The following is a 26,488-nucleotide window of genomic DNA, read 5'->3' on the forward strand; positions in this document are numbered from 1 at the left end:
TATAAAATGTCTAAAAAGGATACCTATTAGGTTTTGCAAATAAAAATCTTTTATTCTCTTATTAACCTGAGACTATAGGCTTGCTGAGCAAGTTCTAATAACTCTATATCTTCTGGATGAATATGTCCTATTACGTTAACTCGCTCATCAGCCGGCAAGTCATTCAAACCAATGTGAACTTCACCTTGGTATCTTCCATACCGCTCATTGTCCATCGTAATGGTTCCTCGCGGTCGCCTAATTGTTTGACTTGGCTTTATGCTCTGACTTGTACGCGTTCCTTGTAATCGCACAACGTCTCGTGAGCGATCAGGACGTAGTTGGTATGTACATGCTGGCAGCGTTTCCGTCACCATACGAAGAGTTAATATCCTATGCTTATTCCAATCGGCTAACGCATTTACTATCTCTTCATTGAATTCAGGATCTCCAATATAAATACTGCTAATCCCTTCTTCGACTAGACAGACTGCTGCTAACAGCGTGTTTGTGGTACGATGCTGTTCTAAAGTAGGTAACCCTTCAAACAAAGGTCCTCGTTTTTCTTTTTGCCCTGCCACAAACGCAATGACTGGAATCTGCCGTTGAAAAAACATGTGATTTTGCTGTCGAAAAAACACTTCATCCAATCCCGTTTCACGTCTTGGATAAAAGTTGTGCCATCCAACTAACTGATTTGCTTCTATGCCTGCTGTAACCAACGCAGTAAGAAAGCTTTCTGACACTGTACTGGCATTAACAGCTAACTTAAAAAACTGAGAAAGGTAAATAATATCTTCTACTTCAAACCCATCGTCTAACCGAATACCCGTTACGCCTAAGGTGACTAAATCTTCTAATTGAGGAATCTGCAGATGAATAGGTGTATGTTTAGAAACATCAGCATAAACTTCCATTTCATGCTGTTTTGCTACTTGCAGTAAATGTTTAGCTTTTTGAGCAAGATGGCCTGTTTCTTCAGGAATGTGAAGCGAGGTAAACGCTCGCTTCACACCTTTTTTACTTGCTTCCATAATTCTTTGTTCAGCGAACTGATCGTTTAAATAAAAAGAAATACCTATCAATCGAACTCTCCTGCCATTTCATCTTTAAATCCAAATCCGTATGTGAATAAAAATCCTGCTATATATGCAATCAATAATCCAACTAGATATAAAATAATTTGATGTGCATGAACAAGGAACGTTAACGGTAACCCTGAAACCCCTACCGCAACAGTTGCAATATTAAAATATGCTTGGAAAGCACCTCCAACTCCAGCACCTAAACAAGCTGTTAAGAACGGTCGTCCTAGTGGCAGTGTTACTCCAAAGATAAGTGGTTCACCAATTCCTAACATTCCTGAAGGTAACGCTCCACCAATTGCTCGTTTTAAACGTTTTTTCTTTGTCTTTGCATAAATAGCAAAAGCGGCTCCTACTTGACCCGCTCCGCCCATCGCAAGAATAGGTAATAAAGGGTCATCCCCGATTGAATTGATGAGTTCTAAGTGGACAGGCGTTAACCCTTGATGTAGTCCCGTTACAACAAGCGGTAAGAATGCTGCCCCCAGTACAAAGCCAGCCACAATCCCTCCTAAGTCAAGCACGCTCAGTAACCCTTTTGTAATTAAATCTGAAATGAATCCTCCAAGAGGCATAAAGACGATATACGTAACAATTCCAGTAACAAGAAGAGCTACAGTAGGTGTTACAATAACATCCAAAGATTGAGGTACAAACGGTCGAACTTTTTTCTCAACAATGGCAATAAAAATAGCGGCAAATAATACGCCAATTAAACCGCCTCGACCAGGCAATAACGCTTCTCCAAAAAGCTGAATGTCTCCCACCGCTGGATTTATAACTAAAATACCAGCCAGACCTCCTAAAGCTGGTGATCCACCAAACTCTTTTGCTGCGTTAATCCCAACTAAGATACCTAGATAAGCAAATAAACCGCTTCCAATAGCTGTTAGAATTAAAGCCAGCTGTGAATCTGCTGCTAACCACTCTGCCTGCACAACTGACTTTGTAATTCCTGTAATTAATCCAGAGGCTACAAGAGCTGGAATTAATGGAATAAAAATACTTGCGATTCTTCGTAAAAACAGCTTAAACGGTGTTTGATTTTTTGCTTTTAGTTCACTCTTCTTTTGAGCAGCTCGTTCGCTTAAATCAAGACCACCAGCTTCATCTATCAGCTGACCAAATGCTTCTGTTACCACCGTAACTTTACCCGGTCCCAAAATAATTTGAAGCGTCTCTTCTTCTACGACTCCTAATACACCTTCCGTACGCTTAATAGTGTCTAAGTTTACTAGACTGGCATCTATTACTTTTACTCTTAAACGCGTCATACAATGAGTATATTCGTTAATATTACTAGCGCCTCCGAGATTTTCTAATATTGATTTTGCTAACACTTTATTTTCTGTTGACATGCTAGCTCCCCCTTTGTTTTACTGTTTCTCCAAAGTTTTGATGTATAGAACCTTACTTTTGTTTATCTTTTAAGAATTGAATTGCTTCTCTTGTACGATCTATATATCCAACAGTTTCATCATATTTCGTACTTGCCATGGCCAAAAACAGTGTATCAATGACGTAAAGCTGAGCCAACCTTGATGAAGTAGCTGCACTTCGAAACGGCGCTTCTCTTGTATAGGAAGTATGAAGTGAAATATCTGTTAGAGCTGATACTGACGATAACCCTTGCTTTGTTAAGCTAATGGTTGTTAAACCTCGCTTTTTTGCTAAGGATAAAATATTAATAACCTCAGATGTTTCTCCTGAAAAAGAAATCCCTACGACAACATCATCAGCTCCTGCATTTGCAATTAAAGTCGCTACTATATGCACATCAGTAAAGGCTGTCGCTCCCTTATTCACTCGTAAAAACTTCTGCTGCGCATCCATGGCAATGATGTGAGAAGCTCCAACACCAAAAAAGTGTATGGTTCTTGCCTTGCTTAAAGCGCTAACGGCTCTTTCAATTTCTTCGTGCTGTAATAGCTCAGAAGTATCACTAATGCTTTGAACGCTATTAATTGTTGTTTTTTTTACAATAGATTGTATCGTATCGTGAGGTGTAATATCACGATATCCTTGCTCCACTTTTGTGCTTAAATCTCCTGCTATCCGAACCTTTAAATCTTGAAACCCCTTTACACCCAACGATTTACAAAGGCGAATAACAGCAGCTCCGCTAGCACCTGCTAATGAACCTAATTCACCAGCTGTGTAATCCATCACGGCTTCAGGTTGAGCTAAAATATATTCTGCGATTTTCTTCTCAGAAGCAGGTAGCTGTGGAAGTAGAGCGTGAATGATTCTTAATCCGCCTGTCGCCATTTTTCTCTCTCCTTTTCACTTGCTGCGCTCGATTGCTTTTCTAACGTACCCATCATTTTTTTCTAGGAGAGTTCGTGCTTCTTCAACTGTTGTTTGCGTTTTAATCATAACAATAGCTGTCTTCACTTCATTATTAGCCTCTTCTAGCGCTTTTTTCGCTTCTTCATATGGTGCTGCTGTTACTTTTTCGATAATTCCAACTGCTCGTTCTTTTAACTTGTAATTACTTACATTTACGTCAACCATTAAATTTCCATATGCTTTTCCGAGTTTAATCATAGAAGCCGTTGAAATCATATTTAAAATCATTTTATGAGCTGTTGCAGACTTTAAACGTGTTGATCCTGTTAAAATTTCAGGGCCTACAATTACTTCTATTGCTCGATCCGCCACTTGCGAAATAGCTGCATTTTCATTACACGATAAGGCAATGGCTTTCGCTCCAATGCTTTTCGCATACCGCAAAGCTCCAATTACATACGGGGTTCTTCCACTAGCAGCGATTCCAATAACCGTATCAGCGCTTGTTAATTCAATTCTTTGTAGATCCTGCACACCGCCTTCTTCACTATCTTCTGCTCCTTCAGCCGCTTTTGTAAATGCACCTGCTCCTCCAGCCATAATTCCTTGTACAGCGGATGGATGCGTACTAAAAGTAGGAGGACACTCGACAGCATCTAGAACACCTAATCGACCACTTGTACCAGCGCCGATATAAATGAGTCGACCACCGGCTTTTAAAGACTGGACGACATATTCAACGGTTGCTTCGATATCTGGTAAAACTGCATTAACAGCTACAGCTACTTTTTGATCTTCTTCGTTCATAATACGTAAAATATCAGCTGTATTTTCAGCATCGATATTCATTGTGCGTTCGTTGCGAGATTCTGTTGTTAGTATTGTTAGGTTTCTGTCCATGACTTTTCCTCCTGTAAAACAGTTAAATTTACATTCATTATAATTTCATTAAAATAAAATTTCAATAACTAATTAAACTTATTAAAATAAAATTTCAAATAGAACTTTTTCTTTTCTACGTAAAAAAAACATGCGCTGATTAACAATCTGCACATGCTTCTAAGCACCGATTTATTTTCCCCCTGTATATGAACTGTAATCGTAAAATCTACACGCTTTGGAAAGTAGTTTTTGAGCTTAATTGTTTCATATAAAACCCCGTCATAAATAAAGCGTTCACGTAAAATTTCAATTGATTCACGCCATAAGATAAGGTTTTCTTCATTTTTTATATGGGGATTGGTTAATCGAATAGTTGCCATATAATTTTCATCAGCATCTGAAGCTAATAGAATTGGATCCTCACCATTTATCTTTATGTTAAGTCCACTCAAAAAGCGAGTGTCCTTCGTATACAAACCTAAACCGTACTGATGATTTTTGGTTATATTTCCCATTTGATCTGTTAACAGAAATAAATCATTTTCTTTAATTACACGATAATCCATTACTCCTCCTCCTATTTACCAAAACGTTTTGGATTTACTTCACAAGGAAAATCCGAAACGTTTCGGATTTTCCTTGTATTAAAAACCACTTATTCGTGGCTTTTAGCTGTCGTTTCTCTAATAATAAGTTCTGTTTCTAAATATCGCTCCATATTTGTAGAACGATTCTCTAATATCTCAATCAATAAATCTGCGGCTTCATATCCTATCTGATACACTTCTTGCCCTACTGTTGTAAGTTGAGGTGATGAGTAAGCAGCAAGCACAATATTATCGTAGCCCACGATAGAAATCTGATCAGGTACACTTCGCCCTAAACGCTTACAAGCCTTTAATGCACCTAATGCCATCAAATCACTTGCACAAAAAAGAGATGTGATTTCTTCGTTATTTTTTAATAGCTCATACGCTTGTTGTTCTGCAACGGCTTCTTCAAACTCCCCGTTTACAACCCAATTTTCACGTATATCAATACCATGCTCTTCCAACGTGTCTAGATACCCTCTAAGCCTTTCTTGACTCACAAACGCATCCTCACTTCCCTTTACCATTCCGATGTGCACGTGTCCTAATTGCACTAAATGTTCAACTGCTTTCTTAGCCCCTAGCTTGTTATCTGTTGTCACATAACCAACTAAATTGGAACGAATCGGGATATCGACAAGGACACAGGGAATGTTGCTTTCAAGCACTTCCGTTAGATACGGATCATCCTTTTTAATTCCTTGAATGATTGCCCCATCCACTCTTCTTTCTTTGCAAAGCTGCGTATACGTTTTTTCGCGTTGTTTTGTTGTATTGGTATTAAATAAAATTAAATCATAGCCTAAAAGAGAGGCTCTTTCATTTACTCCACATAAAACTTCAAACGTAAAATTATCTTTGACACTTTCTCGACTAATTCCTGAAACAAGTAGACCGATTGTCTTCGACTTTTGCATGACCAAACCACGAGCTAAAGTGTTTGGGCTATAATTCAGCTTCTTAGCTACATTTATAATCTTTTGCCTAGTCTTTTCATTCACATCGGAATACCCATTTAATGCACGAGATACCGTCGTAATAGAGACGCCTGCAACTTTCGCAATATCTTTTATAGTTGTCAATTACACTTCCTCCAAAACGTTTCGGATAACTTATGAGAACATTGTAACGCTTTCAAAATGATTTTTCAAGACAAAAAAACACCTAAATCAAATTAATCTATTTTAGGTGCTGTTTTTGTACAAAGTGGTAGCTCAATTGAAAAGCATGTTCCTTTTCCTTTTTCACTCTTCACGTGAACCTTCCCCTGCATATAGTGAATAATGCGGAAAGAAACCATTGTTCCTAGGCCCGTTCCTTTTTCCTTGGTTGTAAAATAAGGTTCGCCTAACCGGCTAATCTGCTCACTCGTCATTCCACACCCCGTATCATGAATCTCTACCGTAACTGTTTCTCCGCTTTTTTTCAGCTTTACTTCGAGCTTCCCTCCATTAGGCATTGCTTCAATACTATTTTTGACTAAGTTAATAAAACACTGCTGAAGCTTCTTTCGTTCTCCACACACCTTAGCTTGCCCATGCAAAAGAGAGGGAGGCGGTAAAACGACACCGTTCATATTTGCAAGTGGTTTAATAATTTGTAAAACATGTTGAATTTCTACTCCTACATCTACTTGTTCCGGTCGCTCAGGGGCTGAATTTGCAAAGAGTAAGTAATCATCAATAATATCCTTCGCACGATTAAGTTCATCAATTGCAATTGATAAATACCGCTTTTTTATGGGATTTTGTTCATCTTCCCCTAGCATTTGCATAAAACCTCGACTAGCAGTTAATGGATTGCGCACTTCATGTGAAATACTTGCAGCTAGGTGACTGACGACTTCTAGTTTTTCAGCTTTCACCAATCGTTTAAGAATTGATAGATTGGTTCGAATAGCTTCCCATAGAACCGTAATAACTAGCGTACCAATTACATCTAAGCAAACAAATTCAATCCACAAAAAAGTTGGCAGCGCAATATCAAAAACAAAAATCGAGACTCCCATAGCCAAAAGTGCACCTACGAGACTTATTAATGTACTTGCTATGATTCTTTGTTGCAAAGACATGGCTAAATATTTCTTCGCAATTATGAATAATGGGATACTTAAAATTGGTAAAGATATTAACGTAACGTAAAATCCTACTCCGCCTATTAAAAAACGTATGGTTAAAATCAATACCAAAAGAAAGGTTCCAAATCCCTCTCCCCCATACAGTGTTCCTAAGATATATGGGATACGTCGAAGGTCAATATTATATCTATCAGGGACAATAACGGCATCAACAGGAAAAAGCATGCATAACAAGATAGAAAGGATTGGAAATATTGCTATCGTCCAATTTTTCAACCAATCTATTTGTTTTGCATACTTTAATAAATAGTACATTTGAACTAAAAATAATGGTAATAATATAAATAAAAAGTTAATTAACAAATCTTTTGTGAAAAAGCTCATTCATTCACCGGTCTTTCAACATATTCTTCAACTAGCTCTGCTTATCTACTTGTTAGAATACTGCATTCTCACCTTTTTTTAAATAGCTTTTTCACAATTTGTTACAAATTTGGTTGAATTATTGCGATATTTGATTCACTCTATGGCGAGCAGTTTCATATTCTTCTATCATTTGATTAAAAAGTTCTTGTACAGTTGGAATAGTTGAAATTAAGCCAATAACTTGTCCGGCCCAGCCGAATCCTTCTTTTTCATTGTTTTCGTATATATAACGGCAGTTAGCTTTTCCACTAATTACGTCTTGTAATTCTTCGTACCGATCTCCCATATGCTCACGTTCTACAATAGAAAGCGTATAATCTGACTTTAATACGCGCCCGGGTGCACCCAAAGAACGCTTGATAACAATCGTGTCTCTTTCGGTCCCTTCAACAATTGCTTGTTTGTAACGTTCGCCTGCGTGTACACATTCCTTTGTAGCAATAAATCTTGTTCCCATTTCAATTCCCTCTGCTCCGAGAGCAAATGCTGCTAAAAGACCTTGGCCGTTTCCTATTCCCCCACTGGCTAATACAGGAATGGACACTGCTTGAGCTACTCTAGGAATCAGTACCATCGTTCCTAAATCATCTCTTCCAATATGCCCACCAGCTTCTTGACCAACAGCCATAACCGCATCTGCACCTAGCTCTTCTGCTTTTTGTGCTTGCCTTACGTTAGAGACAAGCACCAACGTTTTAATACTAGTGCCCTTTAACTTTTCAATAATTGGCGCTGGATTCGCTCCTGTAATAGAAACAACCGGTACTTGTTCAGTAATTGCTACTTCTAAAAGTTCTTCATAAGAAGTGCCGGTTTGCCCTCCAACAGCAAAGTTAACACCAAAAGGAAAAGAAGTAAGCGCCTTAACCTTATGAATTTCACGGGTAAGGTTTTCTTTTGTCTTTAAAGTCATAGCCGTAATTTGTCCAAGTCCACCTGCGTTTGATACAGCTGCGGCTAGCTCACTATAAGCTAGATAAGCAAGGCCGCCTTGAACGATTGGATAGCGAATTCCTAGTAACTCCGTAACACGTGTTTTCATTAATTGTTCTCCCCTTTCACACCAAACCTATCTTTCATTATGCCAAAAAGTTCCTAGTACCTCTACTATATTCTCCCTCCTTTCTTCTATGTCTTTCGTGAAGCTAAATATATGTTAGAATAAAAGTGGAAATCAGCATGAAAAGAAGGCATACTTCAAATGCATATTTCAATTATTTTAACAATGCTAGCTGTTGGGCTTATTCTAGGCTTTGTAGGAGCAGGAGGTTCTGGATTTATTATCTCTCTTTTAACATTATTTTTTAATGTTCCCGTTCATATCGCTTTAGCCACTGCTCTAGCAGCAATGATTTTCTCTTCTCTTTCAATTGCTATCAGCCACTATCGTGAAGGAAACGTTTCACTTAAATCAGGCATTATTGTTGGGATTGTAGGGGCTTTAGGAGCATGGCTCGGCTCGCACTTTTCAAGCTTTATACCAGAGGAACAGGTTATTATCAACAGGGCTTCTTAGATATTCAATTATTATTTGAGGTAGTTGTAGGAACAATGGTAGGTTCATATATCGGTGCCAAGTTTACAAAACGCGTACCAACACCCGTGTTAAAAACATCTCTTGTTGCTTTACCTATTTTTTCAGGCTTTTTGCTTATTATATAAAAAAGCGCATTCCCATGCGCTTTTTTAGTTTATTGAACAACTAGCTTTATTTGATTTTGTGAAGGATCTTTTGTAAAGATAGCTTGATCTTCTTTACTAATTACTGCGCCTATGTCTTTCAAACGATCCACCACTACCTCTCGCTTTTCTTCATCTGGAAACTCAATTGTAAAATACTTCATTCCAGGACTTTTTTCAGACGGTGCATTCGCGCCTCTTCCGTTCCAAATATTCACTCCAATATGGTGATGATATCGTCCTGTAGACATAAACAATGCTTGGTTAGGGAAACTGCTAACGACATCAAACCCTAACTTCTCATAAAACGCTCTCGTTTCTTCTAAGTCAGCGACGTGCAAATGAATATGCCCCATTACTGTATGAGCCGGTAACCCTTCCCACTTTTCATTTGTTGCTTCTGCTAAAACAGCTTGAGCATCAAGGGGAAGCGTAGCCATTTTAACTTCATCATCATTCCACTCCCAATTAGCATCAGATCGATCTCGATATATTTCAATTCCGTTCCCCTCAGGATCAGCTAAGTATATCGCTTCACTAACTAAGTGATCCGAAGCCCCCTGCACTGGATACCCTGTTTTAACTAAATGACGAATAATCTCACCTAAGGCTGCGCGTGATGGTAATAATAAGGCAAAATGATAAAGACCGGTTTTACGTTCCTGCTTTGGTTCTGGACTAGAAAGCTGCTCTAATGTAACGAGAGGTGTTTTTCCGTCTGCTGTTAATACGGCTTTCATACTGGATTTTGTTAGAACTTGAAAACCTAGCACTTCTTCATAGAAACGCAGCGATTTTAAAATATTATTTACACGAAGCGCAACCTGACTAACGAATGTATGAGGCTTTTGATGAAATGACATTTCTTTCTCTCCTTCTTTTTCATATAAAATGGAATCCCAAATATTTATTTTATATAATTCACTTACTTTATGTAAGTAAATTATATTTATATCAGACAAATTCGTCAAGTCGTTTTATTCCTTTACTTTAGTAATAAACTACTTTATTACTTCATTAGCACAGACTCTTGAGAATCGTCATAAAGACATGATTTAATCAATGTCAGGAGGGGTGACTATGACATTATCTTGGATTTTATCTTACATAGTTGTTTCATTAACAATTGTATTAATTCCCGGTCAAGACATGCTATTTGTTTTGACTCAAAGCTTAACCTCAGGTGTTAAAGCAGGAATGAAAACAGTACTAGGTTCCATTACCGGTACTTTCATTCATACGCTCTTGGCAGCTGGAGGGCTATCTATTATTTTTCAGCAGTCCGTATTAGCATTTAATATTTTAAAAATTGTTGGCGTGCTTTATCTTTTATTTTTAGCTATTCAGTCATTTCGTTCTAAAACCGAGCCTTTATCTTTAACTTCCACTCAGATGAATACAGCGCAATTTTTCAAAAAAGGTTTTTTTACCAATCTGTCTAATCCAAAGGTAGCTATATTCTTCATTACATTTCTACCTCAGTTTGTGAACCCATCATTAGGTCATGTAGGCCTACAGATGTTCTCTTTCGGCATGATTTTCATTTTAGAAACGTTAGTTGTCTTTTCTCTTGTAGTACTTTTCGCTTCTTACCTTGGAAAGCGTGCAAAAAACAACCGTCACGTGCAGTTATCACTAAAGTATATACAAGGTACAGTATTTGGCATTTTAGGTTTGAAATTATTATTTACAGATCACTAATGGAAGCCTGTTTATACAGAGCTTCTTTTTTCATTCATATTAACTCTTTTTTTATACATACTAAGTGAAAAGCCTAAGAAAGTAAGGAGTTTTACAATGGATTTATTAAAAGATTCCCTCATTCTATTGACTAGAATTGTTACTATTTTACCTCTCTTGCTTATTATGACGCTGTTTATGGGCAGACGCTCAATCGGCGAGCTTCCCATCTTTGACTTTCTTATTTTAATGTCTCTTGGCGCTGTTGTAGGAGCAGATATTGCTGACCCAAAAGTTGAACATATCCATACAGCGATCGCAATTGTTATGATTGCCATTTTCCAGAAAATTATTGCTTACTTTAAGATTCACTCGCGCTCATTTGGAAAAAAGATTACATTTGAACCAATTGTTGTCATTAAAGATGGTGCATTTTTAATTGAGAATCTTAAACGCATTCGATACTCAATTGATAATATTTTATATATGCTTCGCCAAAGTAACGTCTTTGATATCAGTGTTGTTAAAATCGCTGTTATTGAATCCAACGGGCAATTAACCGTTCAAAAAAAAGCGTCCAAAGAATTTTTGACGCGTGATGATTTGCAAATTGCAAATAACCAATTAGATCTTGCTTATCCCTTAATTATTGAAGGAAAGATATACGAGGAAGTATTAACTTACTGCAACCAGACAAAAGAATGGTTATTAAGCGAGTTAAAAACACGAGATATTGAAAATCTCTCTGATATTTTCTTTGCTTCACTGACTGATGAGGGTAAACTACATGTATCACTATATTCACCAATAAATCCGGCCCCGCCGCTACATCATTAAAAGATTTGCTTATTTTATTTACTAAAATAAGTACATAGTAAAGTCCTTCATGATAAGCTTTATTTAAAAATATTTCTGAATAAATGTACAGCATGGACTTTTATAGCTTTAACCGTGAAGTTATGCTATTTTAGTAGATACAAGATTGTTTGCGTATTAGGAGGTTTATATGGACTTTGTTGACTCACTATCATCTGTTGATGGTTGGAAAAATATTGGTTTAGCAGTTGGGATTTTTTTAATTTTCCTTGTGCTGCGTAAACTGTTTACAACTTATTTATTTAAATTTATTATCGGGTTTGTTAAGAATAAAAAAATTGACCTTATCACAAGTATTTTAGAAGCATTTGAAAAGCCAATGAGGTGGATTTTTGTAATCATTGGTATTCAGCTTGCGCTCCCTTATCTACCGTTTGAACTTTTAACGGCTGAGCGTGAAAGCCAGATTATACGTTCTGCTTTTATTATTCTCGCAGGGTGGGGAATTTACAACCTAGCGGATTCAACGGCTCTCTTTTTCTCAACTTTCTCCAAAAATTTTGATGTTCAAGTAGACCGTATTGTTATTCCATTTGTTGAGAAATTTATTCGCATTATCGTTGTCGTTTTATCTGCTTCCATTATTGGTGAAGAATGGGGCTTCAACGTTAATGGATTCGTAGCCGGCTTAGGACTCGGAGGGCTAGCATTTGCCCTTGCAGCTAAAGATACGGTTAGCAACCTTTTTGGCGGAGTTGTTATTATTACAGAAAAGCCTTTTACAATTGGAGATTGGATTAAAACACCAAGCGTTGAAGGCGTGGTTGAAGATATTACATTTCGAAGCACAAAGGTGCGAACGTTTGCTCAAGCGCTTGTAACAGTTCCCAATGCAACCCTATCAAATGAGCCTATTGTAAACTGGGCTAAAATGGGGAAACGTCAAATATCATTTCATTTAGGATTGAATTATAATACACCTAAAGAAAAGCTGGAAACCTCAGTTGAGCGGATTAAGCAAATGCTGATGGAAGATGAAGATATTCATAAGGAAACGATTATTGTTAATTTTGAAACCTTTAACGAATCGAGCCTTGATGTTCTGCTATACTTCTTTTCTAACACAACGGCTTATGCTGACTATTTAGAGGTAAAAGAAAAAATAAACTTTAAAATTATGGACATTTTACAAGAAGAAGGAGTTGACTTTGCTTTTCCAACTCGTGCTCTTGTAGTGCAACAATCTGAAGATATCATTAAACAAGATACAAATATATTAGAAAGATCTCGCGGATAAAAAAAGGGTTGCTAAATAAATTAGCAACCTTTTCTCCTTTCTATTTTATTTTGAGATAAACATTTGTGTCCAATAATGTCCGTAGCTTCCGCCTTTAACATAACCTACTCCAATTTCTGTAAAGCTACTGGATAAAATATTTTTTCTGTGCCCTTCGCTGTTCATCCATGACTTCACAACGGCTTCTGGTGTCGCTTGTCCAGCAGCAATGTTTTCACCTGCTGTTTTATAGGAAATACCAAAGTTTTTCAGCATAGTAAAAGGACTTCCGTATGTAGGAGAAGTATGGCTAAAGTAGTTTTTATCAATCATATCTTGAGATTTATAGCGAGCTACTCGCGCTACTTCCCAATTAGATTTCAACGGTTTTACCCCTACTTTTGCGCGCTCTTCGTTCACAAGTTTTACAACCTGCTCTTCAAATGATTGAACCGTAGTATTTACGCTTGGTACATTGATTTTTTGACCAGGATAGATTACATTGTGGTTCGAAATACTTGGGTTTGCATCAATAATTTCTTGAACACCTACCTGGTATTTCACTGCAATTTTCCACATAGTATCTCCTGATTGAACAGTATGTACTGTAGATGCTTGAGCAGTATGATCTAATCCAAAAACAAGAGTGACAGACAACATTGTAATTGATGAGAATTTTAATAAAGTTTTCATAATCATATTAAAGCAAATTTTTTGACAGATTAATAGCGGTAATAATCACCTATACTACTAATTTTAGAGAATAGTTTATACCAAAAAAACGCACGGTTAACCGTGCGTTTTTTATGAAGATAGCGCCTGTGAAGGATCGACTTCAGGGATTGGCATTGGTTCTGAAACAACTTCGGTTACCTGACGTCGCTTGATGACTTCCACGTATTGAATATGATGATTTTCCATTGCCTTCACTTTAAAATCATACTGTTCAAACGTAATAATATCCTGTTGCTTTACATCATATTTTTCTGTTAATACCCAGCCACCAATCGTATCGATTTCTGTATCATCAATTTGAATGCCAAGCAGCTCATTAATTTGACTTACAAGCACTTTACCATCCACAATGTAATGATAATCTTTCACCTTTTGAATGAGAGGCTTTTCATCCGTATCAAATTCATCACGAATTTCACCAACGATTTCTTCTAAAATATCTTCAATTGTTACAATACCAGCTGTACCACCATATTCATCAACTAAAATCGCCATTTGAATGCGTTCACGCTGCATTTTTAGCAGTAGATCGTGAATAGAGACCGTTTCAACCACTTGAATAATTGGACGAATATAATCTTTTAAATGAATTGACTGCACATCTTTCATAACAAGCTCAGTTAAGATTTCCTTCATGTTTAGCAAACCAACAATATGGTCTTTATCGCCATCAATAATAGGATAGCGAGTGAATCGCTCTTCTTTTGCCATATCTAAAATATATTCAATCGTATCTTCTTGATCAATTGAGACCACTTCTGTTCGTGGTACCATAATCTCTTTTGCCACTCGGTCATCAAAGTCAAAGATTTTACTGACATATTTAAATTCTGATTGATTAATTTCACCGCTTTTATAGCTTTCTGATAATAAGATGCGAAGCTCTTCTTGACTATGTGCTAATTCATGCTCTGATGCTAATTTTAGTCCAAATAAACCTGTTAGCAAGCGAGCTGAGCCATTAAGTACCCAGATGAAAGGATACATGATTTTATAAAAGAATATTAGCGGCTTTACAAATAATAGAGTCACCGCTTCAGCTTTTTGAATAGCAAACGTTTTAGGAGCTAGCTCTCCAACTACCACATGTAGAAACGTAACGACAGCAAACGCGATAGCAACTGAAATGATGGTAGATAACCCTCCTTCAATACCAAGTTGCTCAAAAAGTGGTTCAAGCATATGAGCTACAGTAGGCTCACCTAACCACCCAAGGCCTAATGCTGTAATTGTAATTCCCAGCTGGCAAGCGGATAAATATTCATCTAGGTTGGTAATAACTTGCTTCGCAGCTTTTGCATTTTTGCTCCCTTCCACCACTAATTGATCGATTCTAGAGCTACGAATTCGAATAATTGCAAATTCTGTAGCAACGAAAAAGGCAGTTAATGCAATCAGTACCGCTAATAAAATCAAGTTAAATATGTCCAATCAAGTTCCTTAGCTCGTAATAGTACGAGTAAGGAGTCACCTCCTAAGTGATTAAAAGTTTAAAACATTTTTTATTGCTAAATAGTTATTTCTTTTTATTTTAAATGTAAAAAACTGTGTCGTCAAACCTTTTAGCCAGTGTTCTAACACGAATCTTAAGTATAAATACTTTACACCTTTTATAAAAGACACTTCTATTTTTTACTGTTCACAGGCATATAAAAGCTTACAATAACACATATCACGCCTATCAAAAAGAGAAAAATATGCATCTCACTTAAAAATACTGTTAGGTAATCACCTGCGTTTCTTGCGTGAATGGGAACTAAACTCAATTCCATGATAAGACTAACGAATGCAATTGCGTTTAAACAAATGCCTAACAAAAACAACCCTAGTCTACTCCTGATTCCCAATAAGAACATTCCTTTCACATATTCAGCTTTTACATTTCGATAATGACAGAATTTTCACTTATTATTACAGTATGAGTTCCTTAAACTACTTATCACTGATTATTTTTATTATATGAAGAAATAAACTATTCGACATTTGGTGTGTATACAATACCTTTAAGGCAATTGCGAGTCAACTCTGAAACTTAAGCATTCTGCAAGATAAATACATCTATCAAGAATCTTTCGTTTCTTTAGCGTGACAGTTCGCTATCTTACCCAATAAATATTATGTTACCTGTAGATAATTTGCAGTTACGCTATCAATACACAAAAAAAGCTGCATCATTTATAAACGCAGCTTTTTCCAATTTTACTACAACGAAAAGAAAGATCTAATTGGATTCTTATGTAAAATTAAGAAACAACTCTTATTCTTCAGTTAGCGCCCCAAATATCTTGAGCAATTTTAATGACGTGACTAATTTTATTCCATTGCTCTTCTTCTGTTAGTTCGTTTCCTTCTTCCGTACTTGCAAACCCGCATTGTGGACTCAGTGACAAGTTTTCTAGAGGAATAGATGCACTCGCTTCTTTAACTCTTTGTTTAATAACCTCTGCATCTTCTAATGTAGGAAATTTAGATGTTACTAGTCCTAATACAACTGTTTGGTTGTTACGTGTAAAACTTTTTAATGGCTCAAAATCTCCTGAACGATTATCATCATATTCAAGGAAAAGCCCATCTACATGCAAGTTAGCAAAAATTGCGTCTGAAATAGTATCGTAGCCACCACTGGTAATATACGTAGATCTAAAGTTTCCGCGACAAATGTGCATCGTAATGACCATATCCTCCGGCTTTTTAGAAATCGCATCGTTTAAGCAGTTGACTCTCGTATCAATAATATCTTTTACATCCATACCCAGCTTCTCAACAACTGCATCTATACGTTCTTCAGAAACAAAATCAATCCATGAAGTATCATCTAACTGTAAGTAGCGGCAGCCTGCATCATAAAAAGCTTGAATTGCTTTTTGATAAGCAACTACCGTGTCATGATAAAACTGTTCTCTATCCCCATTGTAGTAAGTATCCTCTTGAATTCGAGTGAATAACATGTTGGGACTTGGAATAGCAAACTTAGCAACTTGGCTTCCATCACCATATTGTTCAACAGCTTCTTTTAAAAATGTAAAATGTTCCAGCATATAATGATGGTTGAAATCTACTTTACCAACTACCTTGATTGCTTTATTTTTTGTTTTGGCACCTTTAAATTGACTAATATACTCCGTTTCAAACTCTTCTACACCATCTAGACCTGATAAGAAATCTAAGTGCCACCATGCACGTCTAAATTCTCCGTCAGTGATAGATTTAAGTCCCACTTCGATTTGTTTTTGGACAAGCTTTTCAATCTCCTGGTCCTCTACAGATTTTAAAGTCGTTTTACTGATCTGACCATTTGTATAGGCTTCTCTTGCTTCTTTGAGAGGAGTTGTTCTTAAAAAGCTCCCTACATGATCAGCTTTAAATGGAGCTTTCACTAATGTCTTTGTCATGGTTCTATTCCCTCTTTCTGTTCAAAATAAAAAACCTCTTCTTAAAGATAAGAAGAGGTTAATAGTCGTTATTGGTTCTTCTCCTATCTTCAAGCAAATTGCTACTGGAATTGGCACAGTACTTTAACAGTCTGTTGCCGAGGCTTCACAGGGCCAGTCCCTCCGCCTCTCGAGATAAGAATATTCAATTAATTAACTAGGGAAAATATTACACCTACTTTCTTAGTCTGTCAACAAGGAATTTGAAAAATCAGAAATAAAAAATTTTTTATTCAGTATTCAGAAGTGGTTCATATCCTTTTGAGTTCATGAAAGATAGACCGTGGTCAAACATATCGCGTCACTTTAGTTGTCTACATCTATATAATATATGTTATAATCATGTGACCTAGGTTTTAAATAAGGAGGAACCTCACAAAGATGTTAGTTAAAGGATTACAACTATTAAAATATGCCTTTTTAATCGGAGCTGTGGTATACGGAATAATCGCTTTTCAGAACAGTGATTCTACCAACTATATTGCTTATTTACCATACATTCAATTAATGCTAAGTTTATTTTTATTTATTGAAGCTGTTTTGACGTTTAAAGAAAGCAAGTTGCATTCAGCGTTTTTTCTGGTCATTTCTGTGTTCTGCTTCGCTATCTATTTTGAAGTTTAAAAAAAAGCACGCTGCCCGTAGCGTGCTTTTTCACTTCCCACTCTTTAAAGCCGTTACAACTTCACCGATTGGGAGGTGTATTTGATTATCAAACACATAATCATAGTAAGTTGGCTCTTTATTAATAATGACCATTGGTACCTGACCATGTTTTCTAACTAATAAAGGAATTTGATTAATGGGTGTTACCTGCAAAGATGAACCCATGACAATAAATAAATCACTTTGTAAAGCTGCCTCTACAGCTTCTTCAAACCAGTGAATTGAATCTCCAAATAAAACTACATTGGGCTTTAGTGCCTCTTCACACGACGTACAGCTCGGTAATTCAACTTTGGTTAGAAAATTTAACCCAAACTCACTTCCACATTTTTGACAATGTGCTCGCTTAATTGTTCCGTGAATTTCATATACATTCGTGCTTCCTGCTTTCTGATGCAAGCCGTCAATATTTTGTGTAATCACATGCACGGTCTTTTCTTCTTCTAATTCTGCTATAAAGTAATGACCTGAGTTAGGTTCATATTCATCAAGCAGCTTCACACGAAAAATCTCTTTAAATAGCTCCCAAAAAAGTACCGGATTGTTCTGATAAAAAGAAGTAGAAATCACATCTGAAAATTCTAGGTTTTTTCGATACAATCCGTTTTGCGAGCGAAAATCAGGTATGCCCGACTCTGTACTTATTCCCGCTCCCGTAAAGACACAAATCCGACTTGCCTCTCCAATTCGTTTCTTTAACTCTTCAACTTGCATATTCATTGGCGCTCTCTCCTACTTTACAATCAATACGGGTATCTTCACATGTTGAGCAATTTTATGGCTCACGCTCCCCAAAAACATTTCTTTTACTGGATTTAAGCCTCGGCTTCCAACTACTACAACATCAAAGCGATTGTTGTTAGCAAATTGAATAATTGTTTTAGCAGCATCTCCATGAATAAACGTAATTTCATACTCTATATCAGATTTCTCTAAAACTTCTTGTGTTGTTTGGATACGCTTTTCTCTTGCTTCATCTTTTCCAAGCGTGTTTAACCTACTATCTCCTTCTACTGCATATATCACTTGAACAAAGCTTCGATCAGTTAATCTGGCTAAAGCAACCGCTTTTTCAGCTGCTCTAGCAGCGTGTTCAGACCCATCTGAAGCTAATAAAATTCGCTTAAACATGTCCTTCACTCCTTTTCTATCAATTATAACAGCTCTACTATTTTTTATTCCATTGAAGAAAGCGATATAAAAATTAAATTTTCTAAAAATTTTTACGCTTTTGTGTTATACTAATAAACAGAAATGCTATACTAAATAAAAGGAATGATGGCATTATGGGGTTTGAGCTGATATGTACCTTTTGCAAAGGGCTTGGGAAAGTAATGATTATTCCTGGCATATTCTACACAAAAAAGTGTAAGCATTGTGAAGGTACTGGTTTGAAACTAAAAAAAGACGAAACTCCTCTATAAGAAGTCTCGCCTTTATATCGTTTAGATTGATAATTCTTTTGATAGTTGATACATACGCTCATCAATATGATGAGGTTCACCTAGGATTTCCATAATATTATAATCAACAATTTCATTTTTACGGATACCGATTGCACGCCCGCCTTTACCTTCCATTAATAACTCAACGGCGCGGCCACCAAAACGACTTCCTAACACGCGATCTTGTGCTGTTGGTGATCCACCACGCTGAATGTGCCCTAGAACCGTAACGCGAGTTTCAATTCCAGCAGCTTCTTCAAGCTGTTTTGCTACTTCGTTTCCTGTAGCTACACCTTCAGCAACAACGATAATACTATGTTTCTTACCACGCTCTTGGCCTTTCTTTAAACGATCCACCATTTCTTGGAACTCATCTTTCGCTTCAGGAATTAAGATTGTTTCAGCTCCTCCAGCTAGCCCTGACCATAGAGCAATATCTCCAGCATTACGTCCCATTACTTCAATAATAAAAGAACGTTCATGTGAAGTAGCCGTATCGCGAATTTTATCAATTGCATCGATAACAGTATGTAAAGCTGTATCGAAACCTAGAGTAAAGTCTGTTCCTGGAATGTCATTATCGATTGTTCCTGGAATACCTACACATGGAAAACCAAGCTCAGTTAGCTTAACAGCTCCCATGTAAGATCCATCTCCACCGATTACAACCAAACCTTCAATACCATGCTTCTTTAGGTTTTCAATACCTTTACGGCGTCCCTCTTCTGTTTTAAACTCTGGACATCTTGCAGAATATAACATTGTTCCACCGCGTTGAATGATATCACCAACATCACCAACTTCAAGCTTTCGAATATTCCCTTCAATTAACCCTTGATATCCTTGATAAATACCATAAACTTCCATTCCTTCATGAATCGCTTTACGCACAACAGCACGAACCGCAGGATTCATTCCTGGAGAATCACCGCCGCTTGTTAATACACCTATTCTTTTCATTACTTTTCACCTCATCAAAAGTCAAATCAATTGACACTGTATTCTATTTTTACATTCTACATGACTACAAAGTATTTGTGTAGTAATTCACAACAGATTTCTATTATTATTTTTAAATGTCCTTACATTTTCATATGTTTTAGTTATTAACAGCTAAATATTCAATTTTTTTCTATTTCTCAAAATCAAAACACATCATTCTGCTCACTCTAATTTTCATTTTTTTCATATTTTGTAATGAAAATGTAACGTTTCCATCTGTCGAAAGGTGTTATGATTATTTTACGAAAATTGATGAAAAATTGATGGAGGCCCATTATGAAGAAATTTGTGGCGGTTTTTACCCTCGCTAGCTTTTTATTTGCTAGCCCTTTAGTCAGCCAAGCTGCGCTAGGTGATCAAACATTAAAGCAAGGAATGAGAAATCAGGATGTTCAGCAATTACAGCAGCTTTTAAAGAAAAAAGGTTATTTCACTGGCAATACAACAACTTATTTTGGACCAGCTACATCAAATGCAGTTAAATCATTTCAGCGTAAAAATGGATTGTCTGCCGATGGAGTTGTTGGAAAAAGCACATATGCAAAGCTTGGAGTAAAAACTTCTTCACAGACTTCTACATTTAATGCTTCAAAAGTTATTAATAAAGGAAAGCAGTATGTAGGGGTACCATATCGCTGGGGTGGAACAACTCCTAGAGGATTTGATTGCAGTGGCTTTATTAGTTATACATTCAAGCAGGGCGCTGGCATTACTTTACCTCGAACTGTAGCAGAGATTTATAAAAAAGGGACACGAGTTACAAGCTTACAGCCTGGGGACATTGTATTTTTCCAAACATACCAAAAAGGCGCTTCCCATGCCGGTATCTACATGGGAAACAATCAATTTTTACATAGCTCATCTTCAAAAGGTGTTTCAGTTGCTTCATTAAAAGATAGCTATTGGAGCAAGCGTTATATTGGTGCAAAAAGAATTCGTTAAATAACAAAAAGCCAACTTGCGTTGGCTTTTTTAACGGCAAAAACTATAGTATTCATTAATAATATCTAATACAGTTGGATATTCATCTACCCACGTAAAATTTGTCTTTTCATTTTGTTCTTGTTCTGTTTCTTGTTTAATTGTAATTTGCTCCACACAAGATCTCTCCCTTTTTCTGTTATATAACATATATATTATCTATCTTTTGTTTTATAACAAAAAATCAAAAAAAGAAGACATGCTAAAAGAAGAGGGTTGAATATAACAAAACAAATTTTCAAAAAGAGGAACACTAGCTGTTCCCATCTCTTTGATTTGTCTCAACACGTTCGTTCCATTGCGCTACGGCCACTCGCTTTCCGCCCTGTTTCCAACATTGTTTTCACAATCAACAAAAAAACCTGGACGATTAAAGATGAGGAACTCTCAATCGTTCAGGTTTATCATTGGCTGAATTACTTATATCCCAGCCTCTTCTTTTAATCTGCTTGAATTTTAATATACCATGTACGGTTTCTAGGGCCATCAAATTCACAAAAATAAATCCCTTGCCACGTTCCTAATAATAAATTTCCATTCTCAATAATAAGTTGTTGCGAAGAACCAACTGTACTTGCCTTTAGATGGGCAGCTGTATTCCCTTCAAAATGCTGATCTTTTTCATCAATCCAAGGATATACCTCGTCAAATCTTCTAATCATGTCACGTTTTACATCTGGATCTGCATTTTCATTAATTGTAATACCAGCGGTCGTATGTGGACAATATACGGTGACTACTCCGCTTTTCACTTGATGCTTTTTAATTTCTGTTTCCACTTGACTTGTCAAATCAATCATCTCATCGCGATTACTCGTTTGAAGTTTAAATGAATGTAGCATGTTTTCACGTCCTTTTTCGATTAGTTAGCATAACACCTATTGAACTCGTAAAGACTAATATATATTCTTTTTTATCGTACTGTTTTTTACTACTGAACTCAATATATTACTAATAATGTAAAGGTGATGAAGACTTGCTCAATTCAACGTTTCAACGAGATACAGAGTACGTTGTTAAGACATTTCTAGAATTAGCAGGTGGTAGCAGTGACATAGCTTCAAAAAAGCTATGGATTTCATCTACTGATTTTGTTTATATTCTTTATCTACAAGGGCTTGTAGACAGCGAAAAGCTGAATCAATTAACAGAAAAAATGATTCGATTCAAACAAAAACCTCATCACCAGCCAACACGCTAGATCGTTGGGATTCCTTTATCTCAACTGTTGAAAGCAGTGAAGTTTATACGTACAAGCAAGCTCTCACTGCTTTTTTTAAAGGAGAACCTTTATTATTTATTCATAATCGTACAACGGCTTTTTCTTTAAATATGACAATAGCTAAACAGCGTACGTGGAGTGAACCAACGACCGAAAAAGTTGTGCGTGGTCCAAAGGTTGCGTTAATTGAAAATTCAGAAGAAAATATCGGCATATTAAGGCAAAGAGCAAGTGATGCAAACTTAACGGTCGAGGATGTTTTCATTGGAGAAGAACAGCTTCATCGAACATCAATTGTTTTTCATAAAAAGCAATGTCAACCTCATATCGTTAATCAAGTTCGCCAAAAACTTCAAAACATTAATCTTAATAATGTTCAAGGTTCTGGAATGATTGAAGAATTTCTCGAAGAAGCTCCTTATTCTCCTTTTCCACAGGTCCAAAATACAGAAAGACCTGACCGCGTCTTAGCTGCTATTAATGAAGGCAGAGTTGCAATTTTTGTAGACGGTTCACCTTTTGCTCTATTAGTACCAACAACAATTGACATGATTATGAAATCGCCCAGTGACTATTACGAAAGATGGTTGGCAGGTTCTCTCTTACGCCTTCTTCGCTATATTTCAATTTTCATTACGCTCTTTTTCTCAGCCATTTATATTAGCCTTGTTTCTTTTCATCAAGGGCTGCTTCCCACTGAGCTTGCCATTACCATTGCAGCCACGCGAGAAGACGTACCATTTTCACCTTTTATTGAAGCGATGGTAATGGAAGTGACCATCGAATTGTTAAGAGAAGCCGGACTTCGCCTCCCAACACCTGTTGGGCAGACTGTTGGATTAGTAGGAGGGTTGTTATTGTAGTAGGGTTGTTATTGTAGTAGGGTCACTCCTCCCTAAAACGGCTGGAGACGTTATTGCTTTTGCTGACCTTTTAAGCTGGGCTTTTTTTATTATATTTCTTGCAGTTCCATTTTTTTTAGGATCAATTATGCTAATTAAGAAACGAGTGAGGAGAATATGAATAAATATTTAGCTGTCATCATGATGATAATCATATTAGTGGGTTGCTCTCGACACCGAAACATTGAACAACTCTTACTCGTCATTGGCGTTGGCATGGATTCCTTAGACACGGTGAAAGAAAAGACGTCTCAGCATAACCTTATGCTCACTCATCAAACTCTTATATCTCCAGACCGTGGTGGGGTATCTTCTTCCTCATCTTCACCGTATAAAAACATTGTAACAATAGGACCCACAGTACATGAAATTACAAGGAACATTGCATTGAAGCAAGACCCTTTATTCAGTCAGCATCAGCGTATTTTAGTATTTGGTGAAACAGCTGGGAAGACCTTCAAGTTAGACTCTCTAATGGATCAGCTTGCTAGGGATAATGAAATTCGCAGAAGCTGCCTTGTTTTTGTTACAAATGGCCAAGCAAAGGCTATTTTAACGATTAAAGGAATGGATACTCCACCGGTCAATGTCATTTATGATTTAGTTGAAAATAGGTATCGGACCAATAAAATTCTTCCCACCTTATCATTGGGAGAAATATGAGCTAAGTTAAAAACGGACCAAAGCTTTTTAGTACAACGTGTTTCAAAATTAGAAAAAGACATCAGGACGGTTATCTGAAGATTGGGATGCTACTGACCAAAAGCTATCTCCTTCTTTTATTAACCATATTGAAAAAAATGTAGAGAACATTATCCAATCAGATACAAACAAAATACTTAACAAGCTCCAATCTGATTATGAAGCAGATGCACCTGAATTTAGAGAGTATGTACGAATCAACCACCCTGCATTTTGGAAGAAACATCGAAAAGAATGGGATACTATTTTTTCAAACTCTACTATTGATTATCATGTTGACGTTACAATTGAAGATTTTGGAGCAAAAACAGACAGCGGCTAATTAGTCGCTGTCTTACTTTAGTTCCATAATCATGTAGCGATTGGTGTATGATTTTCGTTCAAAAGAAGCTCGCTTTTCTTCTCGATCAAAATAAAATAATTCATCTTCCTGGTATTGAAACGTATCACCTTTTTTATCCATTTCTTTAATAAACGATAGGTAATCATCGGAGTGAATTAAATACTTCTCTGGTTTATCTGAAACTTGAACTACCTTTTCATTTCCTGTTTTCATTTTTGCCATCCCCACTGCTAAGGGTATCGGATTTCCTTCTTGAAAAATAGTCTTATAAAAAATTAGCACAAATAATAAACACGTAACGCCTACGACTAGCAAAATCTGTTTTTTTATCATCCTCACCTACTTTTCATATGGTTAGCTCTATTATCAAGTGAAATTCTGCGTGAGCAAAAACGTTCTACTATGTCATTTTTATTCAGAGTGATTGACATAGAGATATGTACGTTACTAATACGACAAATTTGTAAAAAACACCTTTCTTTTATAAGAATTTGAATGGAAATATAACAGTTGTATTACCTTTCCGTTAAATCAGGTTTGCACTTCACATTTTCAATCGACTTCATGCTACACTTGAGTCAATAAAAGGTAAAAACTTTACGAATAGATAGGGTGTTGCGTATGAACAATCTTACTTTACAATCATATTTATCTCACTTATTTCCTGATATCCAAATGAGAAAACCGCTTTTTTACAATGCACCAATAGGCATCCGATTCAAGCTAACAAACCAAAAGCGCGTGTGGGAACAAGGGTATATGAAAAATGTTTATAAACGCACATACCAAATTTTTAAAGCACTTCATGATGAAAATGATGAGCTCATCGTTGTATTTCGTTCGCCATCTTCAAAAGCTGAACTATCCTTTCTAAAGCGCACTGATATATTAATGAAAAAATTCATTCGCTCTCGCTTAAGAAAGACAAGCGTACAGCTATTATCAACTAAAAATGAGTATGCAATTGCCTGCAGGCCAACTGACTTAAAGCAAAAGCAACTACTACAATCTATTGCGAATCGCGATTTACATATCCAACCTGCGATTGAAGAGGAATGTTACATTATCAACGTAAGCAAAGGAACAATTTTTCATCTCTATGATGATCGAGCGTTGGATGTCGTATCTAATAATCAACGTTCGCTTGGTTTACTACAAGAAAAGTTTAACGAATGGATTTTAGATATGGATGCTACTGAACATTCTCCAATAAGCTAACAAAGAGTTTGGGACATAACAAAATGATTGCTTCTAAAAGACGAACGCTAGCTGTTCCCATCTCTTTAGTTTGTCTCAACACGTTCGTTCCATTGCGCTACGGCCACTCCCTTTCCACGGGGAGGAACCTGAGCTTCCTCGCTGCGCTGCGGGATCTCCGTTTTCCCTCTCTTTCCCGCAGGAGTCGAGTGACCTACGCTCCATTCCACCCTGTTTCCAACATTGTTTTCACAATCAACAAAAAACCTGAACGATTAAAGTTATGAACTCTCAATCGTTCAGGTATAGTAAGGACTGAACTACTTATGTCTCAGTCTCTTTATTTTATTTGCTCATTAAGCCATTGAACCGTTTGCTTTTGTTGTTCTTCAGGAGAAATAGTCGCTTTATTGTCCCCAATTTGTTCACCATATAGACCAAATTGGGCATTATTTGCTCTTTTTAACTTTACTATTTTTGTATTTTTTGATAATAAATGCTTCGTTTCAGAAATCTTATTAGGCGTTGATAAACCATCTTTGTCACCTGTTAATGATAAAATTGGATAATTTGTGTTTGAAAAGTCATTTTTGTTCATTAGATAGGAAGCTAATAAAATGAGTCCCTTTACCTTACTTTGATGATTGTACGCATAAGAACTCGCTACAACTCCTCCTAAAGAGTGTCCTCCGATAAACCAATTATTAATAGTAGGGTGTTCCTTCATGATTTCTTCTGCCTTGTTACTTGAGAAGAAACTAACATTAAAAGGCGCATCTACTATCTCTACTAGATATCCTTGCTTTGCGATTTCCTGTTGCATAATAACCGTATGCCATTGCTTCTACTTTTGCACCTTGGTAAATAATATAGCCACCTTTTATATCAGTATTATCATCTGGCTGAAAAAGTAGGTAGCCATCTCGTTGTATCGCTTGCTTTGGGACACCTAAATTTTCAACTTCTTGAGAAGGCTTGTAATCAAACTGTGTCCAAATGACAGAGAATGCTACCACGACAGCAAATAAAACCAAAACTCCTACCGCTAGTACTTTAAGTAATCGCTTAAACATAAAATTCCT

The 26,488-nt window shown here is 36.6% G+C and carries 29 protein-coding genes, 2 pseudogenes and 1 riboswitch; of the genes and pseudogenes, 11 read left to right on the forward strand and 20 right to left on the reverse strand.

Features of this window, described 5'->3' with window-relative positions:
* Positions 1–50 precede the first annotated feature (50 nt).
* From MKZ18_RS13885 to MKZ18_RS13920, 8 genes and pseudogenes are all read right to left on the reverse strand, one after another.
* A complete protein-coding gene (locus tag MKZ18_RS13885; RefSeq protein ID WP_163070760.1) occupies positions 51–1,064 on the reverse strand; it encodes a MupG family TIM beta-alpha barrel fold protein in 1,014 nt (337 codons plus the stop codon).
* A complete protein-coding gene (locus MKZ18_RS13890; protein ID WP_025911382.1) occupies positions 1,061–2,422 on the reverse strand; it encodes a PTS transporter subunit EIIC in 1,362 nt (453 codons plus the stop codon). The genes MKZ18_RS13885 and MKZ18_RS13890 overlap by 4 nt, the downstream gene beginning before the upstream one ends.
* Before the next feature lie 52 nt (positions 2,423–2,474).
* Positions 2,475–3,332 carry a MurR/RpiR family transcriptional regulator gene (locus tag MKZ18_RS13895; RefSeq protein ID WP_025911383.1) on the reverse strand — a complete coding sequence of 286 codons (858 nt, stop codon included), beginning with the start codon at positions 3,330–3,332 and terminating at the stop codon, positions 2,475–2,477.
* Positions 3,333–3,347: 15 nt separating this feature from the next.
* A complete protein-coding gene (gene murQ / locus MKZ18_RS13900; RefSeq protein WP_062686967.1) occupies positions 3,348–4,253 on the reverse strand; it encodes an N-acetylmuramic acid 6-phosphate etherase in 906 nt (301 codons plus the stop codon).
* 176 nt (positions 4,254–4,429) lie between these two features.
* Positions 4,430–4,801 (reverse strand): annotated as a pseudogene (locus MKZ18_RS13905) (glycogen debranching N-terminal domain-containing protein); the annotation flags it as partial.
* Between the two features lie 89 nt (positions 4,802–4,890).
* Positions 4,891–5,907 (reverse strand): LacI family DNA-binding transcriptional regulator, encoded by a 1,017-nt coding sequence (locus tag MKZ18_RS13910; RefSeq protein ID WP_340842488.1) that lies wholly within the window; start codon positions 5,905–5,907, stop codon positions 4,891–4,893.
* 92 nt (positions 5,908–5,999) lie between these two features.
* Positions 6,000–7,286, reverse strand: coding sequence for an ATP-binding protein (locus MKZ18_RS13915; RefSeq protein ID WP_340842486.1), 1,287 nt, complete (start codon positions 7,284–7,286; stop codon positions 6,000–6,002).
* A 118-nt stretch (positions 7,287–7,404) separates the two neighbouring features.
* The gene (locus MKZ18_RS13920) at positions 7,405–8,370 is read right to left on the reverse strand and encodes an NAD(P)H-dependent flavin oxidoreductase (RefSeq protein WP_061785268.1); all 966 of its coding nucleotides are present in this window, start codon (positions 8,368–8,370) and stop codon (positions 7,405–7,407) included.
* Positions 8,371–8,529: 159 nt separating this feature from the next.
* Between MKZ18_RS13920 and MKZ18_RS13925 the strand changes: the two are divergent.
* Positions 8,530–8,990: pseudogene (locus MKZ18_RS13925) on the forward strand (TSUP family transporter).
* Positions 8,991–9,019: 29 nt separating this feature from the next.
* Here MKZ18_RS13925 and MKZ18_RS13930 read toward each other — a convergent pair.
* Positions 9,020–9,871 (reverse strand): VOC family protein, encoded by an 852-nt coding sequence (locus MKZ18_RS13930; RefSeq protein WP_144594022.1) that lies wholly within the window; start codon positions 9,869–9,871, stop codon positions 9,020–9,022.
* 217 nt (positions 9,872–10,088) lie between these two features.
* On the opposite strand from MKZ18_RS13930, the gene MKZ18_RS13935 reads away from it, so the two are divergent.
* From MKZ18_RS13935 to MKZ18_RS13945, 3 genes are all read left to right on the forward strand, one after another.
* Positions 10,089–10,709 (forward strand): LysE family translocator, encoded by a 621-nt coding sequence (locus tag MKZ18_RS13935; protein ID WP_061785269.1) that lies wholly within the window; start codon positions 10,089–10,091, stop codon positions 10,707–10,709.
* A 96-nt stretch (positions 10,710–10,805) separates the two neighbouring features.
* Positions 10,806–11,525 (forward strand): DUF421 domain-containing protein, encoded by a 720-nt coding sequence (locus MKZ18_RS13940; RefSeq protein WP_025911396.1) that lies wholly within the window; start codon positions 10,806–10,808, stop codon positions 11,523–11,525.
* A gap of 169 nt (positions 11,526–11,694) precedes the next feature.
* The gene (locus MKZ18_RS13945) at positions 11,695–12,801 is read left to right on the forward strand and encodes a mechanosensitive ion channel family protein (protein ID WP_144594021.1); all 1,107 of its coding nucleotides are present in this window, start codon (positions 11,695–11,697) and stop codon (positions 12,799–12,801) included.
* A 45-nt stretch (positions 12,802–12,846) separates the two neighbouring features.
* Here the strand turns inward: MKZ18_RS13945 and safA are convergent, their stop codons facing one another.
* The 3 genes from safA to MKZ18_RS13960 all read right to left on the reverse strand — a co-directional run bounded on the left by safA (position 12,847) and on the right by MKZ18_RS13960 (position 16,907).
* On the reverse strand, positions 12,847–13,473 hold the full coding sequence (gene safA, locus MKZ18_RS13950) for a SafA/ExsA family spore coat assembly protein (protein ID WP_076512815.1): 627 nt from the start codon (positions 13,471–13,473) through the stop codon (positions 12,847–12,849).
* 111 nt (positions 13,474–13,584) lie between these two features.
* Positions 13,585–14,931: a hemolysin family protein gene (locus tag MKZ18_RS13955; protein WP_251385413.1), complete on the reverse strand. Its 1,347-nt coding sequence runs from the start codon at positions 14,929–14,931 to the stop codon at positions 13,585–13,587.
* 848 nt (positions 14,932–15,779) lie between these two features.
* Positions 15,780–16,907: a 5-methyltetrahydropteroyltriglutamate--homocysteine S-methyltransferase gene (locus MKZ18_RS13960; protein WP_025911406.1), complete on the reverse strand. Its 1,128-nt coding sequence runs from the start codon at positions 16,905–16,907 to the stop codon at positions 15,780–15,782.
* A gap of 80 nt (positions 16,908–16,987) precedes the next feature.
* Positions 16,988–17,088: riboswitch (SAM riboswitch) on the reverse strand.
* A gap of 239 nt (positions 17,089–17,327) precedes the next feature.
* Between MKZ18_RS13960 and MKZ18_RS13965 the strand changes: the two genes are divergently transcribed.
* Positions 17,328–17,570: a hypothetical protein gene (locus MKZ18_RS13965; protein WP_025911407.1), complete on the forward strand. Its 243-nt coding sequence runs from the start codon at positions 17,328–17,330 to the stop codon at positions 17,568–17,570.
* 30 nt (positions 17,571–17,600) lie between these two features.
* On the opposite strand, the gene MKZ18_RS13970 is transcribed toward MKZ18_RS13965, so the two are convergent.
* The 3 genes from MKZ18_RS13970 to pfkA all read right to left on the reverse strand — a co-directional run bounded on the left by MKZ18_RS13970 (position 17,601) and on the right by pfkA (position 20,017).
* Positions 17,601–18,332 carry an NAD-dependent protein deacylase gene (locus tag MKZ18_RS13970; protein WP_025911409.1) on the reverse strand — a complete coding sequence of 244 codons (732 nt, stop codon included), beginning with the start codon at positions 18,330–18,332 and terminating at the stop codon, positions 17,601–17,603.
* A gap of 12 nt (positions 18,333–18,344) precedes the next feature.
* The gene (locus tag MKZ18_RS13975) at positions 18,345–18,743 is read right to left on the reverse strand and encodes a universal stress protein (protein WP_025911410.1); all 399 of its coding nucleotides are present in this window, start codon (positions 18,741–18,743) and stop codon (positions 18,345–18,347) included.
* A 314-nt stretch (positions 18,744–19,057) separates the two neighbouring features.
* Complete coding sequence (gene pfkA, locus MKZ18_RS13980) at positions 19,058–20,017, reverse strand: 6-phosphofructokinase (protein ID WP_025911412.1); 960 nt, start codon at positions 20,015–20,017, stop codon at positions 19,058–19,060.
* A 318-nt stretch (positions 20,018–20,335) separates the two neighbouring features.
* Between pfkA and MKZ18_RS13985 the strand changes: the two genes are divergently transcribed.
* Positions 20,336–21,001, forward strand: coding sequence for a C40 family peptidase (locus tag MKZ18_RS13985; RefSeq protein ID WP_340842483.1), 666 nt, complete (start codon positions 20,336–20,338; stop codon positions 20,999–21,001).
* A gap of 30 nt (positions 21,002–21,031) precedes the next feature.
* Here the strand turns inward: MKZ18_RS13985 and MKZ18_RS13990 are convergent, their stop codons facing one another.
* Both MKZ18_RS13990 and MKZ18_RS13995 read right to left on the reverse strand, forming a co-directional pair.
* A complete protein-coding gene (locus MKZ18_RS13990; RefSeq protein ID WP_257788896.1) occupies positions 21,032–21,157 on the reverse strand; it encodes a hypothetical protein in 126 nt (41 codons plus the stop codon).
* 323 nt (positions 21,158–21,480) lie between these two features.
* On the reverse strand, positions 21,481–21,882 hold the full coding sequence (locus MKZ18_RS13995; RefSeq protein ID WP_025911415.1) for a secondary thiamine-phosphate synthase enzyme YjbQ: 402 nt from the start codon (positions 21,880–21,882) through the stop codon (positions 21,481–21,483).
* A 134-nt stretch (positions 21,883–22,016) separates the two neighbouring features.
* Here MKZ18_RS13995 and MKZ18_RS14000 point away from each other — a divergent pair, with 134 nt between their 5' ends.
* The 4 genes from MKZ18_RS14000 (at position 22,017) to MKZ18_RS14015 (ending at position 24,188) form a co-directional block, all read left to right on the forward strand.
* A complete protein-coding gene (locus tag MKZ18_RS14000) occupies positions 22,017–22,241 on the forward strand; it encodes a hypothetical protein (RefSeq protein ID WP_253347539.1) in 225 nt (74 codons plus the stop codon).
* A gap of 17 nt (positions 22,242–22,258) precedes the next feature.
* The gene (locus tag MKZ18_RS14005; RefSeq protein WP_251385416.1) at positions 22,259–23,125 is read left to right on the forward strand and encodes a spore germination protein; all 867 of its coding nucleotides are present in this window, start codon (positions 22,259–22,261) and stop codon (positions 23,123–23,125) included.
* Positions 23,126–23,281: 156 nt separating this feature from the next.
* Positions 23,282–23,827: a Ger(x)C family spore germination protein gene (locus tag MKZ18_RS14010; RefSeq protein WP_225002393.1), complete on the forward strand. Its 546-nt coding sequence runs from the start codon at positions 23,282–23,284 to the stop codon at positions 23,825–23,827.
* 118 nt (positions 23,828–23,945) lie between these two features.
* A complete protein-coding gene (locus MKZ18_RS14015; RefSeq protein ID WP_225002399.1) occupies positions 23,946–24,188 on the forward strand; it encodes a Ger(x)C family spore germination C-terminal domain-containing protein in 243 nt (80 codons plus the stop codon).
* Between the two features lie 12 nt (positions 24,189–24,200).
* Here MKZ18_RS14015 and MKZ18_RS14020 read toward each other — a convergent pair whose 3' ends face one another.
* A complete protein-coding gene (locus MKZ18_RS14020; RefSeq protein ID WP_225002392.1) occupies positions 24,201–24,542 on the reverse strand; it encodes a hypothetical protein in 342 nt (113 codons plus the stop codon).
* Positions 24,543–24,830: 288 nt separating this feature from the next.
* On the opposite strand from MKZ18_RS14020, the gene MKZ18_RS14025 reads away from it, so the two are divergent.
* Positions 24,831–25,427 carry a DUF3885 domain-containing protein gene (locus MKZ18_RS14025; RefSeq protein WP_025911418.1) on the forward strand — a complete coding sequence of 199 codons (597 nt, stop codon included), beginning with the start codon at positions 24,831–24,833 and terminating at the stop codon, positions 25,425–25,427.
* 319 nt (positions 25,428–25,746) lie between these two features.
* On the opposite strand, the gene MKZ18_RS14030 is transcribed toward MKZ18_RS14025, so the two are convergent.
* Complete coding sequence (locus MKZ18_RS14030; protein WP_235859259.1) at positions 25,747–26,229, reverse strand: alpha/beta fold hydrolase; 483 nt, start codon at positions 26,227–26,229, stop codon at positions 25,747–25,749.
* Positions 26,171–26,479 (reverse strand): hypothetical protein, encoded by a 309-nt coding sequence (locus tag MKZ18_RS14035; protein ID WP_225002391.1) that lies wholly within the window; start codon positions 26,477–26,479, stop codon positions 26,171–26,173. The genes MKZ18_RS14030 and MKZ18_RS14035 overlap by 59 nt, the downstream gene beginning before the upstream one ends.
* Between the last annotated feature and the right edge of the window lie 9 nt (positions 26,480–26,488).

The organism is Priestia sp. FSL W8-0001 (assembly GCF_038050335.1).
GTDB lineage: Bacteria > Bacillota > Bacilli > Bacillales > Bacillaceae_H > Priestia > Priestia flexa.

Bases quoted from the DNA above. Each gene is read 5' to 3' on its own strand.
- MKZ18_RS13890 (WP_025911382.1), bottom strand. From the start codon at position 2,422: ATGTCAACAGAAAATAAAGTGTTAGCAAAATCAATATTAGAAAATCTC.
- MKZ18_RS13895 (WP_025911383.1), bottom strand. From the start codon at position 3,332: ATGGCGACAGGCGGATTAAGAATCATTCACGCTCTACTTCCACAGCTA.
- murQ (WP_062686967.1), bottom strand. From the start codon at position 4,253: ATGGACAGAAACCTAACAATACTAACAACAGAATCTCGCAACGAACGC.
- MKZ18_RS13915 (WP_340842486.1), bottom strand. From the start codon at position 7,286: ATGAGCTTTTTCACAAAAGATTTGTTAATTAACTTTTTATTTATATTA.
- MKZ18_RS13920 (WP_061785268.1), bottom strand. From the start codon at position 8,370: ATGAAAACACGTGTTACGGAGTTACTAGGAATTCGCTATCCAATCGTT.
- MKZ18_RS13930 (WP_144594022.1), bottom strand. From the start codon at position 9,871: ATGTCATTTCATCAAAAGCCTCATACATTCGTTAGTCAGGTTGCGCTT.
- MKZ18_RS13935 (WP_061785269.1), top strand. From the start codon at position 10,089: ATGACATTATCTTGGATTTTATCTTACATAGTTGTTTCATTAACAATT.
- MKZ18_RS13940 (WP_025911396.1), top strand. From the start codon at position 10,806: ATGGATTTATTAAAAGATTCCCTCATTCTATTGACTAGAATTGTTACT.
- MKZ18_RS13945 (WP_144594021.1), top strand. From the start codon at position 11,695: ATGGACTTTGTTGACTCACTATCATCTGTTGATGGTTGGAAAAATATT.
- safA (WP_076512815.1), bottom strand. From the start codon at position 13,473: ATGAAAACTTTATTAAAATTCTCATCAATTACAATGTTGTCTGTCACT.
- MKZ18_RS13960 (WP_025911406.1), bottom strand. From the start codon at position 16,907: ATGACAAAGACATTAGTGAAAGCTCCATTTAAAGCTGATCATGTAGGG.
- MKZ18_RS13965 (WP_025911407.1), top strand. From the start codon at position 17,328: ATGTTAGTTAAAGGATTACAACTATTAAAATATGCCTTTTTAATCGGA.
- MKZ18_RS13970 (WP_025911409.1), bottom strand. From the start codon at position 18,332: ATGAATATGCAAGTTGAAGAGTTAAAGAAACGAATTGGAGAGGCAAGT.
- MKZ18_RS13975 (WP_025911410.1), bottom strand. From the start codon at position 18,743: ATGTTTAAGCGAATTTTATTAGCTTCAGATGGGTCTGAACACGCTGCT.
- pfkA (WP_025911412.1), bottom strand. From the start codon at position 20,017: ATGAAAAGAATAGGTGTATTAACAAGCGGCGGTGATTCTCCAGGAATG.
- MKZ18_RS13985 (WP_340842483.1), top strand. From the start codon at position 20,336: ATGAAGAAATTTGTGGCGGTTTTTACCCTCGCTAGCTTTTTATTTGCT.
- MKZ18_RS13995 (WP_025911415.1), bottom strand. From the start codon at position 21,882: ATGCTACATTCATTTAAACTTCAAACGAGTAATCGCGATGAGATGATT.
- MKZ18_RS14010 (WP_225002393.1), top strand. From the start codon at position 23,282: ATGAATAAATATTTAGCTGTCATCATGATGATAATCATATTAGTGGGT.
- MKZ18_RS14020 (WP_225002392.1), bottom strand. From the start codon at position 24,542: ATGATAAAAAAACAGATTTTGCTAGTCGTAGGCGTTACGTGTTTATTA.
- MKZ18_RS14025 (WP_025911418.1), top strand. From the start codon at position 24,831: ATGAACAATCTTACTTTACAATCATATTTATCTCACTTATTTCCTGAT.
- MKZ18_RS14030 (WP_235859259.1), bottom strand. From the start codon at position 26,229: ATGCAACAGGAAATCGCAAAGCAAGGATATCTAGTAGAGATAGTAGAT.
- MKZ18_RS14035 (WP_225002391.1), bottom strand. From the start codon at position 26,479: ATGTTTAAGCGATTACTTAAAGTACTAGCGGTAGGAGTTTTGGTTTTA.